The sequence below is a fragment of the Saccharospirillum sp. ABV4_185 genome (assembly GCF_056159245.1).
The window spans coordinates 1,734,511-1,748,758 of sequence record NZ_JBSWUW010000001.1; the positions used below are offsets into that span (position 1 = coordinate 1,734,511).

Sequence of the window (14,248 nt, forward strand, 5' to 3'; positions counted from 1 at the left end):
CTAGCACTCTTTGTTGGTTGCGCCAGCGCAAAAATGCAGCTTTTAACTGGACTGGCGGCTGTCCGAATAAACGCGGAAACCGAAGATAATAATGAGCGCTGTTAACGGCTTAAAGAGCACACCGATAAAGACCTCTATCGGTCCATAACCACCGGTTTCTGAGGTCAGGGTGTAGGTGATGGTTTGCATCAGCAACATAAGGACGCCATAGAACAACAGATAGCCGCCCAGCAGTGTCCAGCCATAACCATCGCTACCGTTCCAGGCCGACTTCATGGCGGTGATGATGGACTGTCGGTCGAGCACCAGATAAAAGCTGCTCAACGCCAGTTTAATGCCCAGGTAGATGCCGGGGACGACGAGAAACACAAAGCCGATGGAAATGCCGATGGCGATCAGTATCTGCAAAGCCGCCAGCGGTAACACGAAAGTCAGCGCTTTTTGCCAGGCGCTCACCGGTGCCAGATATTGCCCACCCAGGGCATGGTCAAGATAAAGAATGACCGCCGCCATGGTCCAAACCGAACCGAGCCATTGCAGCAGGTAAGCAAACCACGGAAAGCTGAGCTCGTCCGGATTGGTTTGCGGCCAGCTGAGCATGACCAACAGTTCAAACACCAGCCCCAGACTGGCGGTGATGACCGTCAGCGGAATCCAGTGATGGCCGAAGAAACGAAGGGTGTCGCGCAGGAAAGAATACAGCATGGGCATCGCTATCGGTTGAGGTGGCAAAACAGTATCACAGCCGGGCAGTAAGTGAAGTGCAGCCCGGTGCGTTTACGTCCGCGCCCGGCTCAGTGGCTGTGGGTATCGAGAGATAGGTCTGCTTGCAAAGCCTCCAGCGCCGCCAGCACCGACGCCAGCGTCGGTTCGCTTTGCTCGCTGACGGCCAGGCACAACTGAGCGCAATTGAGGTTGCTGTGTTGGGCAATGATTTCGACGCCTTTGGATTCGGCGACGATGCCAAAGGCGCGAGCAATAAAACTGACGTCCTTGGTTTGCAGCGCTTCGTTTAGGAAGGCGTAAACATCGTGCGGCGTGAGCAGATAGTCCGCCATATTAAAGGTCTGGGTATCAACAGGCATGGGAATTCTCTCGGCTATCAGTGAGTCAGGCATTGTCTGTGTCGGGTCGCTGATGAGCATAAATTTGAAAAATAAAAATATAGAACAGAATCACGATGGGCTGGATGAGTAAAACCAGCACCGACATCTGTAACAAAAGATAAGGCTCGACCAAGGGTAGGATGATGAAAACCAGGGTGATGGCGGCGAAAAAAATCAGATGTGCAATCAGCAGCGTCCAAACTTGACCTCGGCTGATACGCCAGGTCGAGAAAACGAGGGTTTTCAAGTCGGTTTGATTCACCACCAAATCAATCATTCCCAGTGCGACCAATCGTGACCCGAAATAAAACAGCACGACGAATCCCCAGAGGTTGTACGGAAACTTATCGAGGAGAGGAAAGACGCTGACGATGGGTAGCCAGGCAACCATGACGAGCAGCAATAAGACAGCCAACAGCAGCAACTGGTAACCAAACACCGGAGTAATACTATCCAGGCTTTTGCGAATGGCCGCGAATGGTGACAGCTGTTGCCCATCAGCGGCGGCATAAAGGTAATAAAGGATGGCCGTACTCATCCAAACGCCGCCAATCCAGGTCACCAAACGCGCCAAATTGACGGGATGGATCCCTCGGCTACCCATTACCACAGCGACGATTGCCCCGACCGCGACAATCAGCGTGATAGCGCTGATAAGCAAAGTGATACTGAACAAACGCAGCCAGTGTTGACCGAAAAAGCGGCCAGTATTACGCAACAAGACAATGAAATTCATGGTGGTGTGACCGCCTTGGATAGAATCCAAACACTAGCATAAGCGATTGCGCCATTGGATGGAGCAGCGATCACATTCATGGGCTAATAGAGGCGGTATGAACAGCCCCGTCTTTTAAGCCAGGGGCTGTTGCTGGGTAATGCAATGAATATTGCCGCCGCCCAATAAAATCTCCCGACTCGCCACCGGCACGATTTCCCGGTTCGGACACAGATCGCTGAGGATATTCGCCGCCCGTTCGTCCATCGCATCGCCAAAGGCGGGCAGGATTAAGCCGCCGTTGACCAGCAGGAAATTCACGTAGCTCGCCGCCATGCGTTCACCAGCGCGGCGCGGCCAGGCTTTGGCGGCCTGGTCGATGCCGTCGGCTTCATCATCGGTTTGGATCAGCGGTTGTGGCAGCGGCACTTTGCTGACTTTGAGTTTGCGGCCACGGGCATCGCTTTGGCTTTGCAGATATTCCAAAGCGGTGCGGCTGCGTTGGTATTGCGGGTCGCTCTCGTCATCGGTCCAGGCCAATACCACATGGCCTGGTTCGATAAAGCAGGCGATGTTGTCGATGTGGCCGTTGGTTTCGTCGTTGTAGATGCCTTCGGGTAACCACAGAACTTTGTCGATGCTAAGGTGGTCGCGCAGCTTTTGCTCGATCTCGCCGCGGCTTAAATGGGGATTACGGTTGGGGTTCAGCAGGCACTCTTCGGTGGTCATCAGGGTGCCTTCACCATCGACATGAATGGCGCCGCCTTCGAGTACAAAACCATCGGTGCGGTAACGTTCGATGCGTTCCATATTGCAGATTTTCTGCGCTACCTGATCGTCGCGATTCCACGGCTGATAGAGACCGCCGGTCAAGCCGCCCCAGGCATTAAATTCCCAGTCGTTGGCGCGCTGGTTGCCGTTGCCGTCGATGACAAAGGTCGGGCCGGTGTCGCGCACCCAGGCGTCGTTGCTCGACAGTTCGACAACGCGGATTTTTTCGCTCAGACGGGCGCAGGCGTTTTCGTATTGATCGGCCGAAACACCCATGGTGACTGGTTCAAAACGGGCGATGGCTTCGGCGACAGCGGTGTAGGCGCGTTGCGCCGGCTTGGCGCCGTAGCGCCAGTTGTCCGGGCGTTCGGGCCACAGCATCCAGGTCTGGCGGTGCGGATGCCATTCGGCGGGCATATAGAAACCATCGGCGCGCGGTGTTGAGGCGAGTGGAAAGGGCACCTCAGCGGCCTCCGTCCTTGGTCAGTAATGGGCTGTATAGATCAGGCCGGCGGTCGCGGAAAACACCCCAGGCGTGACGGGTGGCGGCGACTTCATCGAGATCGAAACTGTGCACCAACACACCCTCTTCTTCGCGGCCGAATTCGGCGACTTTTTCGCCCAGTTCGTTGGCGATGAAAGAGGAGCCATAGAAGGTAATCGATTGTTCACCTTCGGTTTCCACGCCGGTGCGGTTGCTGGCGATATAGGGCGTTAAGTTGGCGGCGGCGTGACCTTGCTGGGTGCGTTGCCAGTGGTCGCGGGAATCGATGCCGCTGTCTTGCGGTTCGCTGCCGATTGCGGTCGGGTAGAACAGCAGTTCGGCGCCTTGCAGTGCCATGGCGCGCGCGGTTTCCGGGAACCACTGATCCCAGCAAATGCCGACGCCGATGCGTGCATAAGCGGTGTCCCAAACTTTAAAACCGGTATCGCCCGGCGTGAAATAGAATTTTTCTGAGTAGCCGGGGCCATCGGGGATATGCGTCTTGCGGTAGATGCCTAAATTGCTGCCGTCGGCGTCGATGATGGCGACGCTATTGTAGTAGGCGTTGTTGGCGCGTTCGTAAAAGCTGATCGGCAATACCACCTTCAATTCAGCAGCGACTTTCTGGAAATGCGCGATGGCCGGATTCTCGGACATTGGGGTGGCGAAGTGCAGATAGGCTTCTTTCTGTTTCTGGCAGAAATAGCAGCGCTCGAACAACTCCTGTATCAGGATGATTTGCGCACCCTGACTCGCGGCCTGGCGTACCAGTTGGTCCGCTTTGGCAATGTTGGCGTCGACGTCCCAACCACAGCTCATCTGGGTGGCGGCTACGGTGACCTGGCGCATCTGCATCTTCTCCGGTTTTCAATGAGTGAGTGCCCAAAGGGCGGCGCATTTTAGGGCCGGTTTTTGCTATTGTCTTGTCATTTTTTTAGCGTCTTCCGTTAAGCGTTTCCCGGCCCTTCTGGCCTCTCAAACATAGGGCAATAACAACTCATATTCCAACGGCGTTACCTGATGTTCGAATAACCGCACTTCACTCCATTTGCAGATGCGGTACATGTCGATGAAGTCTTCGCCGAACCAGGTGTTAACGCGCGGGTCTCGGTCCATGGCGCGCAGTGCATCGCGCGGGTTGTCGGCGATAACCGGGTGTTCCTGATCGTAAGCATTGCCGGTGACCGGGTCGGGCGGTTCGATGCGGTTTTGCAGGCCTTCGGTAACACCGGCCAAAACCGCTGCCACCGCCAGGTAAGGATTGGCATCGGCGCCGCTGAAGCGGTGTTCAACCCGAGTGGCTTCGATGCTGCCCGAGGGAATGCGCAGCGCCAGGGTTCGGTTGTCGTAACCCCAGGTTTTGGAGGTGGGTGCGAAGGCATCGGGTGACAGCCGGCGGTAGGAGTTGATTGACGGGCACAGCAGCGCCTGGACGCCGTCGGCCATGGCAATCAGGCCGCCCATGGCCCAGCGCATATAGTCGTTCTGCTCTGGGTCTTCGGCGGCGAAGATGTTGGTGCCACTGTCATCCATCAGGCTTAAATGAATGTGCATGCCGCTGCCCGCTTCTTCGATATAGGGCTTGGCCATAAAAGTGGCTTCCATTTCCCATTTGCGGGCGACCTGAGCGATGACGCGCTTCAGCAGGACGGCGTCATCGGCTGCTTTCATCGGATCGTCGCAGTGGTGCAGGTTGACCTCGAACTGGCCCGGTGCGTATTCGGTGATGACGGTGTCCGCGGGAATGTTCTGGGCGTGGGCGGTGTCGATGACGTCGCGAATAAAGAAGTCGTATTCATCGAGGTCGTCCATCGAATAGACCTGTTTGGAACTCATGCGCCGGCCGGAGGTTGGCGACACCGGCGGTTGCAGTCCGCCATTGGCGTCGCGTTCGGTGTCGATTAAGTAGAACTCCAGTTCGACCGCGATGCCCGGGGTGTAACCCAGTTGCTGGAAGCGTTTGATGACGCTGGCCAACACCTGACGTGGGTCCATGGCGAAGGGGGTTTCAGCGTCGGTCTCAAACATGCAAAACAGCGCCTGAGCGCGGTCGTCGCCTTGCCAGGGCACCGGCGCCAGTGAGCCGGGAACAGGCAGGCAGAGGCGGTCGCGGTCACCGTCTTCGGCGCCCAGGCCGGTTTCTTCGACGGTGGTGCCGGTGGCATCCAGCGCCATGACCGAACCAGGCAGGCTGAAGCCTTCGGCGTAGACTTTTTCCAGCAGGTCGATTTCGATGCGTTTGCCGCGAATGACGCCGTTCAAATCACTGACCAGCAGCTCGACGGTGGAGACGTCGGGATACTGGTCAAGAAAGGCGGCAATTTCAGGGTGGGCCATGATGTTGTCTCAGTAAGATGTGGCGGTCAGCGATCCAGACCGCCCAGGCAGAGATACTTGATCTCCAGGTATTCGTCGAGGCCATAGTGGCTGCCTTCGCGGCCCAGACCCGATTCTTTAACGCCACCGAAGGGGGCGATCTCGGTGGAGATCAGCCCTTCATTGATGCCAACCATGCCGTATTCCAGGGCTTCGGCGACGCGCCAGATGCGTGCCAGATTGCCGCTGTAGAAATAGGACGCCAGTCCAAAGGGCGTGTCGTTGGCCATGGCGATGGCTTCGTCTTCTGTATTAAAGACGCTAATGGCCGACAGCGGGCCAAAAATTTCTTCCTGACTGATGCGCATCTCGGGCCTAATGCCGGTCAGCACCGTCGGCTCAAAGAAGTTGCCACCCAGGCTATGACGCCGGCCGCCGGTCAGCACTTTGGCGCCGTTATCGGTGGCGTCTTTAAGCAGGGTTTCGACTTTCTTCAGGCCCGCCTCGTTAATCAGCGGACCCTGTTGTACACCTTCATCCAGACCATTACCGACTTTCAGTTCCTTGGAGCGTTCGGCCAGCTTTTGGGCGAACTGGTCGTGAATGCCGGCCTGGACGATAAAGCGGTTAACGCACACGCAGGTCTGGCCTGTGTTGCGGTATTTGGAGGCGATGGCGCCATCGACGGCGGCATCAAGGTCGGCGTCATCGAAGACAATAAAGGGCGCGTTGCCACCCAGTTCCATCGACACCTTTTTAACGCTGTCGGCGGCCTGTTTGAGCAATTGCTTACCGACGGGGGTGGAGCCGGTGAAGCTGATTTTGCGCACCAAAGGGTGAGTGCTGAGCACCTCGCCCACGGCTTTGCCGTTGCTGGCGGTCACGACGTTAAAGACGCCCGCCGGCAAACCAGCTTCCTCGCCCAGTTGTGCCAGGGCCAGGGCGGTAAAAGGTGTGGCTTCGGCGGGTTTGACCACCATGGTGCAGCCGGCGGCCAAAGCCGGCCCGACCTTGCGGCCGATCATTGCCAACGGGAAATTCCACGGCGTGATGGCGGTGCAGACACCGACTGGCTGTTTGATGGCGAAGACGCGTTTGTCGCCCGCGTGAGTGGGAATGGCATCGCCGTAGGCGCGTTTGCCTTCTTCGGCAAACCACTCAATAAAGGACGCGCCATAGGCGACCTCGCCCTTGGATTCGGCCAGGGGTTTGCCGCATTCCAGCGTCATTAATTCAGCCAGGCTGTCCTGGTGTTGCATGATCAGATCGAACCAGCGACGCAGAATCTGGGCGCGCGCCTTAGCGGTCTGCTGTTTCCAGGAACCGAAGGCGGCGTGGGCCGCTTCGATGGCGGCGCTGGCGTCGTCTTGCCCGCAATCGGCGAGCTGTGCCAGAACCTTTCCTGTTGCCGGGTTGACGACATCGTATTGGCGTCCCGAAGCGGCACGGCTCCATTGACCGTTAATGTAGCTTTGAGTGTGCAGCAGAGGATGGGTCACGCTGGGTCTCCTTCGCATCCGAAGGCGCCAAAAAAGCGTCCGGATTTGTCGTGTTGGAATGGCAGCCATCAAGCTAACCCCATTTGCGCCCTGAGCTCAAGTGCGTGATTAGAATATTTGACAACACTAGGTTTTATGGGCATGAATGGGCGGGGTAAGTGTTTTAAATATTATACATGGCCGCTAAACCGAGCGTTTGAACGCGGTTTTCGACACCCATTAATTTTCGGTGCCGGAATGTCAACTCGCTCCTATAATTAAGTCGCCTGACCAACGCTATCGATGTGTTGGCGGACCATGACCCTATAACGCCTTGAGGCCGTTCGGTGACGCCCCGTTTTAGGCGCGATAACTGCACGGAAATCTATGGAAAACCTGATTAAGTGGCTGAAAGACAATCGCATCACCGAAGTGGAATGCGTCACGCCCGACCAGACCGGCATTGCCCGGGGAAAAATTCAGCCCACCAGTAAGTTCATTAATGAAGGCGGCATTCGCTTACCCGAAAGCGTTCTGCTGCAAACCGCCACCGGTGATTACCCGGACGATGATGCCTACTACAACCTGCTCGATCCGGCCGACATTGATATGTTGCTGCGGCCGGACGAGCGCGCCTGCTTTGTTGTGCCCTGGGCCGAGGAGCCGACCGCCCAGGTGATTCACGATTGCTACGATTCGATGGGCAATATGATCGGCCTGTCGCCGCGCGCGGTGTTGCGCAAAGTTCTGGCGCTTTATGAAGAACAGGGCTGGAAGCCGATCGTCGCGCCGGAAGTGGAGTTCTATCTGACCCAGCGCTGCACCGATCCGGACTTACCTCTGGAGCCCCCGATCGGTCGTTCCGGTCGTAAGGAAAGTGGCCGTCAGTCGTTTTCCATCGATGCCGCCAACGAGTTCGACCCGATCATCGACGACATCTATGACTGGTGTGAGGCGATGGAGCTGGACATCGACACCCTGATCCACGAAGAAGGCACCGCCCAGATGGAATTCAACTTCCGTCACGGCGAGGCGATGACGCTGGCCGATCAGGTCTTTGTGTTCAAGCGCACGGTGCGCGAAGCCGCACTGAAACACAAAATCGGCGCCACCTTTATGGCCAAGCCGATCACCGGTGAGCCGGGCAGTTCGATGCACATTCATCAGTCGCTGATCGACATCAAAACCGGCCAGAATCTGTTTTCCAACAAAGACGGTTCAGCCTCGCCGCGTTTTCTGAATTACATCGCCGGTCTGCAAACCTACATTCCTTTTATGATGCCGATGTTCGCGCCCAACGTGAATTCGTATCGCCGCTATCTGCCCGGCGCTGATGGCAATGCCCCGGTGAACATTGAATGGGGCGAAGAAAACCGTACCTGTGGTTTGCGTGTCCCCAATGCGCCGCCGGAAGCGCGACGCGTGGAAAACCGTTTGCCCGGTTCCGATACCAATCCGTATCTGGCGCTGGCGGCGAATCTGGCGTGCGGTTATCTGGGCATGGTTCAGGATTTGAAACCGCGCAAACCCATGGCCGGTCGCGCCGGTGCTGAAGCCGATCCGGACGTGCCTTTTAACCTCGAAGCGGCGCTCGACATGATGGCCTCCAACGACACTGTGCGCGAGATTCTCGGCGGCCAGTTTGTCGATGGTTTTATCGCCACACGCTGGGCCGAACAGGAAGGTTTTAAGCGGGTGATCAGTTCCTGGGAACGCGAGTTTTTGTTGTCAGCGGTGTGACCGGGAGGCCCAGATGACTCAGACCACGGCGCATTGGCAACAACAGGATGCCGACCACCATCTGCATCCTTTTGGTGACAGCGGCGCCATAGCCCGCGATGGTGCGCGCATCATTACCCGGGCCCAGGGCGTGACCATCTGGGACAGCACCGGCAAAGCCTATCTGGATGCCTTTGCCGGTTTGTGGTGTGTGAATCTTGGCTACGGTCGCCAGGAGTTGGTCGAGGCAGCGCGCCAGCAGATGAGCGAGCTGCCGTATTACAATCTGTTCTTCAAAACGGCGACGCCGCCGGTGGTCGAATTGGCCGCAACGCTCGCCGAGATTGCACCACCGCACATCAACCACAGCTTCTTTACCAACAGCGGCAGTGAAGCCAACGACACCGTGTTTCGCATGGTGCGCCGTTACTGGGACATCAAAGGCAAGCCGACCAAGAAAACCATCATCGGCCGTCACAATGGTTATCACGGCTCCACCGTTGCCGGCGCCAGTCTCGGTGGTATGAAACCCATGCACGCTCAGGGCGATTTGCCGATCAGCGGCGTCGCCCATATTCGTCAGCCGTACTGGTTTGGTGAAGGCGGTGATTTGAGTCCGGACGACTTTGGTTTAGTCGCCGCGCAAGCACTGGAAGAGAAAATCCTCGAACTGGGTGCTGACAATGTAGCGGCTTTTATTGCCGAACCGATTCAGGGCGCCGGTGGCATCATCATTCCGCCGGCAACCTACTGGCCGGAAATTCAACGCATTGTGCGCCAGTACAATATTCTGCTGGTGGCCGATGAAGTTATCTGCGGTTTTGGCCGCACTGGTGAATGGTTTGGCTGCGACACTTTTGATATCCAGGCGGACCTGATGCCGATCGCCAAAGGACTGTCATCGGGTTATCTGCCGATTGGCGGTGTGATGGTGTCGGACGACGTCGCTGAGGTGTTGAAAAGTGGTGGCGAATTCCATCATGGTTTTACCTATTCGGGGCATCCGGTCAGTGCGGCCGTGGCTCTGGAAAATCTGCGGATTCTGCGCACCGAGGGCATCATCGATCGGGTGAAAACGGAAACCGCTCCCTATATGCAATCACAGTTGCGGACATTGGCGGACCACCCTTTGGTGGGTGAGGTCCGCGGTGTCGGTATGTTGGGCGCTGTTGAGCTGGTGCAAGACAAGACCAGCCGACGTCGCTACGCTGACGAAGGACAAACGGGTACGCTGTGCCGGGATAAAGCCCTCGAAGAAGGGCTCATTTTGCGCGCAACCGGCGATACGATGTTGATGTCGCCACCGCTTGTCATTAATCACGCTGAAATCGACGAACTGGTCGCCAAGACCCGGCAAGCATTGGATAATACGCTCACCGCGCTCTAGTGGACCGCGTTCGTCGACTGTTGGCGTTAAGGCCGAAGGCCCGGTTTCGGGCTGGCCGCATCATGATACTGCAGGGGAGTCCCTACCAATGAAGACATTGAGCAAAACCGTCGCCCTGACCGCCCTGGCGGCATCAGTGGCCGGCGCGGCCTTGGCCGAAGATCAAGTGGTTCGTATCTATAACTGGTCCGACTACATCGCTGAAGACACGCTGGAAAATTTCACCGCCGAAACCGGTATCGACACCGTCTATGACGTTTACGACTCGAACGACATTCTGGAAGCCAAGGTGTTGTCCGGTCAGTCCGGTTACGACCTGGTGATGCCGACCACCGACTATATGGCGCGTCAAATTCAGGCCGGTGCTTATCAGAAACTGGATAAGTCGCTGATCCCGAACTGGGGCAACCTGGATATGGAACTGATGGCCACGCTGGAAACCTACGACCCAGGCAATCAATACGGTGTGCCTTGGCAGTGGGGCACCACGGGTATTGGTTATAACGTCGACAAGGTTCAGGAAATTCTGGGTGATGATGCGCCTATTGGTTCCTGGGATCTGATCTTCCAACCGGAATACGCTTCTAAGCTGGCCGAGTGCGGCATTACCATGCTGGACTCCCCGGAAGAAGTGCTGCGCGCCTATCTCAAGTACCAGGGTAAAAATCCGAACAGCAGCGATCCGGATGATTTCGCCCAGGCAGCTGAAAGTCTGCAAGCCATTCGCCCCTACGTTCAGTATTTCCACAGCTCGCGCTATGTCACTGATTTGGCCAATGGCGATGTTTGCGTCTCCATCGGTTGGTCCGGCGATGTGTTTCAAGCCATGGCCCGTGCTGAAGAAGCCGAAAACGGGGTCACTGTGGATTACTACATCCCGCGCGAAGGTTCCGCTTTGTGGGCTGACATGATGGTGATTCCAGCCGACTCGCGTAACGCCGAAGCAGCCCATGCGTTTATTAACTACATTCTGCAGCCGCAGCCGGCCGCTGATCTGACCAACTACGTCTGGTATGGCAGCCCGGTTGCAGCGGCTCGTCCGTACATTGATCCGGAAATCCTCAACAATCCTGGCATTTACCCGGAAGAAGGCACGGAACTCTATTCTTTCGAAGTGTTGTCCAACTCCGTTCAGCGCGTTATGACGCGCAGTTGGACACGTCTCAAATCAGGTAGCTGATTTTTGACCGGGCCGGGACTATCCCGGCCCTTACCCGGCGCTTGCCGCAAGGGCCTTGGTGACAGGACCTTTGCGGCAAGCCGATCGCAGATCCCAATTAAAAAACCAAAAATACCCAATTGGCCTGACCACCGAAGGGGGCAGCAGATGGCAATATCGGCGGGCGCGCGTCGCCAGCAAAACGAGATGCAACACCAGCAGCAGGGCAGTGAAACCCTGTTGCGGATCGAAGGCATCAGCAAATATTTTGACGACGCCCTGGCCGTCGACAACGTCAGTCTGGATATCCGCAAAGGCGAAATTTTTGCTTTGCTGGGCGCTTCCGGTTCCGGTAAATCCACCTTGCTGCGCATGATGGCCGGCTTCGAAATTCCTACCGAAGGTCGCATCATTCTCGATGGTGAAGATATTACCTGGCAGCCGCCTTACCAGCGTCAGATCAATATGATGTTTCAGTCCTACGCCTTGTTCCCGCATATGTCGGTGGAGCAAAACGTGGCGTTCGGTTTGAAGCAGGACAAGTTATCCAGAGACATCATCGCCGAGCGCGTGCAGCGCATGCTCAAGCTGGTGCATATGGAAAAATACGCCCGGCGCAAACCGCATCAGTTATCGGGCGGTCAGCGTCAGCGGGTGGCACTGGCGCGCAGTCTGGCCAAGCAACCCAAGCTGTTGCTGCTGGACGAACCCATGGGCGCACTGGATAAAAAACTGCGCACTGAAATGCAGTTGGAGGTGGTCGATATTCTGGAAAACGTTGGCGTGACCTGTGTGATGGTGACGCACGATCAGGAAGAAGCCATGACCATGGCCGATCGCATCGCCATTATGGATGAAGGTTATATCCAGCAAGTCGGTTCGCCGGTCGACGTTTACGAAAGCCCGGTCAATCGGATGGTGGCGGAATTTATTGGTTCGGTGAATTTGTTCGAAGGCGAAATCATTGCCGACGAAGGCGACCATATGCGCTTGTACTGTGTTGATCTGGAGCGGGAAATTTATATTGGCCACGGCGTCAGTTCGAGCGCTGAGGACCGCGCCATGTTGTACGCCCTGCGTCCGGAAAAAACCTGGCTGTCGCTGCAGCAGCCCGACGGTGAGGCCAACTGGTCGTCCGGCATCGTGCACGACATTGCCTATCTGGGCGGCCATTCGGTTTATCACGTGCGGTTACCGAGCGGCAAAATTGTGCAGTGCTTTCTCGCCAATACCGAACGTCGCGCCGAGCGACCGAGCTGGGACGATGAAGTTTATATTCATTGGGCCGACGACAGCGGTGTGGTGATTCGCCCATGAGTGACCTTAAACTGCGCAAGCTCGATCTGAGCCGACTGCCAGGGGGGCGTCGCTGGGTGATCTCGGTGCCTTATGCCTGGTTGCTGTTGTTCTTCCTGCTGCCTTTTATCATTGTCGCCAAGATTTCCTTCGCCACCTCTGAATTGGCCATTCCTCCTTACAGCGCCATGTTTGAGTGGGCCAATAATGCGCTGTCGATTCACCTTAACCTCGATTCTTATCTGTGGTTATTCAGTGACGATATTTATATCCACGCTTATTGGAATTCGATCCGTATTGCCTTCAACTCAACGTTGTTGTGTTTGCTGGTGGGCTACCCAATGGCGTACGCCATTGCCAAAGCGCCGGCACGGGTTCAGGCGACGTTATTGCTGTTGATTCTGTTGCCGTCCTGGACCTCTTTTCTGATTCGCGTGTATGCCTGGATGGGGTTGCTGAGCAACAGCGGCATTATTAATTCGTTTCTGATTTGGCTGGGTGTTATTAACGATCCGATCCAAATGTTGAACACCGATTTCGCGGTCTATGTCGGGGTGGTGTACGCCTATCTGCCGTTTATGATTTTGCCACTCTACGCCAATCTGGTGAAGCACGATCATACCCTGCTCGAAGCTGCCAACGATTTGGGCGCGCGTCAGTGGACCACCTTTTTCCGCATCACCTTGCCGCTGTCGAAAAACGGCATTATTGCCGGTTCCATGTTGGTGTTTATTCCGGTGGTCGGTGAGTACGTCATTCCCGAACTGCTCGGTGGCGCCGAGACGGTGATGATCGGCAAGGTGTTGTGGCAGGAGTTTTTCAATAACCGTGACTGGCCGGTGGCTTCGGCACTGGCGGTGTTGATGATTATGATTTTGATCGTGCCCATCGTGCTGTTTCACCGTTACCAGAACAAGGAGCTGAACTCATGAGTCGTCGCAGTTTCAGTCTCAGCAAGGTGTGTTTCTGGTTCGGTATCGTCTTTCTCTATGCGCCGATGCTGGTGTTGATTATCTATTCCTTTAACGAGTCACGGCTGGTGACGGTCTGGGCCGGTTGGTCAACCAAATGGTACGGCGAACTGTTTCGCGATGAGCAGTTGATGACTGCAGTCTGGCGTTCGTTTCAGGTGGCGTTCTATGCCGCTACCGCAGCGGTGGTGATTGGCTTGCTGGCGTCGGTGGTGATGGTGCGTTATTCGCGCTTTAAAGGCCGCACGCTGTTTTCCGGCATGATTACCGCGCCGCTGGTGATGCCCGATGTGATCATCGGTTTGTCGATGCTGCTGTTGTTTGTGGCCGCCGCTCAAACCATTGGCTGGCCGCCGCACCGTGGTTTGTTGACGGTGTGGATTGCGCACACCACCTTCTGTATTGCCTATTCGACCGTGGTGATCAGCTCGCGGCTGCGTGAGATGGATCAGAGTCTGGAAGAGGCTGCGCTGGATTTGGGCGCACCGCCGCTGACGGCTTTCTTCAAGGTGACGCTGCCGATTATCGCACCCTCGATTCTCTCAGCCTGGTTATTGTCGTTCACCCTGTCGCTGGATGATGTGGTGATCGCCAGTTTTGTGACCGGTCCGGGTGCGACCACCTTGCCGATTGAAGTGTTCAGTTCGGTGAAATTGGGTGTTACTCCCAAGGTGAATGCGCTGGCGACCATCATCATCGGTATTGTCTCGCTGGTGGCGTTGGGTTCCTGGTATGTGTCGCGTCGTGTGGATGAGCGCCATAAGGCTTCGTTACGGATGGCGGCGGGCGCCTGAATAACCGGCGCACAAAAAAGCCCGTGATGATTGCTCATCACGGGCTTTTTTA

At 56.4% G+C, this 14,248-nt stretch carries 13 protein-coding genes; 6 read left to right on the plus strand and 7 right to left on the minus strand.

Annotated elements, in window-relative coordinates; genetic code table 11:
* Positions 1-42: 42 nt before the first annotated feature.
* The 7 genes from ACXAE6_RS08085 to ACXAE6_RS08115 form a co-directional block, all read right to left on the minus strand.
* On the minus strand, positions 43-705 hold the full coding sequence (locus ACXAE6_RS08085) for a YciC family protein (RefSeq protein WP_475146477.1): 663 nt from the start codon (positions 703-705) through the stop codon (positions 43-45).
* Positions 706-794: 89 nt separating this feature from the next.
* On the minus strand, positions 795-1,085 hold the full coding sequence (locus ACXAE6_RS08090; RefSeq protein WP_475146478.1) for an addiction module antidote protein: 291 nt from the start codon (positions 1,083-1,085) through the stop codon (positions 795-797).
* A gap of 25 nt (positions 1,086-1,110) precedes the next feature.
* Entirely contained in the window at positions 1,111-1,842 is a 732-nt protein-coding gene (locus ACXAE6_RS08095; RefSeq protein WP_475146479.1) for a hypothetical protein, read from the minus strand.
* A 114-nt stretch (positions 1,843-1,956) separates the two neighbouring features.
* Complete coding sequence (gene aguA / locus ACXAE6_RS08100; protein ID WP_475146480.1) at positions 1,957-3,054, minus strand: agmatine deiminase; 1,098 nt, start codon at positions 3,052-3,054, stop codon at positions 1,957-1,959.
* Position 3,055: 1 nt separating this feature from the next.
* On the minus strand, positions 3,056-3,925 hold the full coding sequence (aguB, locus tag ACXAE6_RS08105; protein ID WP_475146481.1) for an N-carbamoylputrescine amidase: 870 nt from the start codon (positions 3,923-3,925) through the stop codon (positions 3,056-3,058).
* Positions 3,926-4,051: 126 nt separating this feature from the next.
* Complete coding sequence (locus ACXAE6_RS08110) at positions 4,052-5,413, minus strand: glutamine synthetase family protein (protein WP_475146482.1); 1,362 nt, start codon at positions 5,411-5,413, stop codon at positions 4,052-4,054.
* Between the two features lie 26 nt (positions 5,414-5,439).
* A complete protein-coding gene (locus tag ACXAE6_RS08115; RefSeq protein WP_475146483.1) occupies positions 5,440-6,909 on the minus strand; it encodes an NAD-dependent succinate-semialdehyde dehydrogenase in 1,470 nt (489 codons plus the stop codon).
* A 348-nt stretch (positions 6,910-7,257) separates the two neighbouring features.
* Between ACXAE6_RS08115 and ACXAE6_RS08120 the strand changes: the two genes are divergently transcribed.
* From ACXAE6_RS08120 to ACXAE6_RS08145, 6 genes are all read left to right on the plus strand, one after another.
* On the plus strand, positions 7,258-8,610 hold the full coding sequence (locus ACXAE6_RS08120) for a glutamine synthetase family protein (RefSeq protein ID WP_475146484.1): 1,353 nt from the start codon (positions 7,258-7,260) through the stop codon (positions 8,608-8,610).
* Positions 8,611-8,623: 13 nt separating this feature from the next.
* On the plus strand, positions 8,624-9,976 hold the full coding sequence (locus ACXAE6_RS08125; RefSeq protein ID WP_475146485.1) for an aspartate aminotransferase family protein: 1,353 nt from the start codon (positions 8,624-8,626) through the stop codon (positions 9,974-9,976).
* An 88-nt stretch (positions 9,977-10,064) separates the two neighbouring features.
* Positions 10,065-11,156 carry a polyamine ABC transporter substrate-binding protein gene (locus tag ACXAE6_RS08130; RefSeq protein ID WP_475146486.1) on the plus strand — a complete coding sequence of 364 codons (1,092 nt, stop codon included), beginning with the start codon at positions 10,065-10,067 and terminating at the stop codon, positions 11,154-11,156.
* A gap of 186 nt (positions 11,157-11,342) precedes the next feature.
* The gene (locus ACXAE6_RS08135) at positions 11,343-12,452 is read left to right on the plus strand and encodes an ABC transporter ATP-binding protein (RefSeq protein ID WP_475151728.1); all 1,110 of its coding nucleotides are present in this window, start codon (positions 11,343-11,345) and stop codon (positions 12,450-12,452) included.
* Positions 12,449-13,363 carry an ABC transporter permease subunit gene (locus tag ACXAE6_RS08140; protein ID WP_475146487.1) on the plus strand — a complete coding sequence of 305 codons (915 nt, stop codon included), beginning with the start codon at positions 12,449-12,451 and terminating at the stop codon, positions 13,361-13,363. The genes ACXAE6_RS08135 and ACXAE6_RS08140 overlap by 4 nt, the downstream gene beginning before the upstream one ends.
* Complete coding sequence (locus ACXAE6_RS08145; protein ID WP_475146488.1) at positions 13,360-14,196, plus strand: ABC transporter permease subunit; 837 nt, start codon at positions 13,360-13,362, stop codon at positions 14,194-14,196. Before ACXAE6_RS08140 ends, ACXAE6_RS08145 begins: the two co-directional genes overlap by 4 nt.
* Positions 14,197-14,248: the final 52 nt, after the last annotated feature.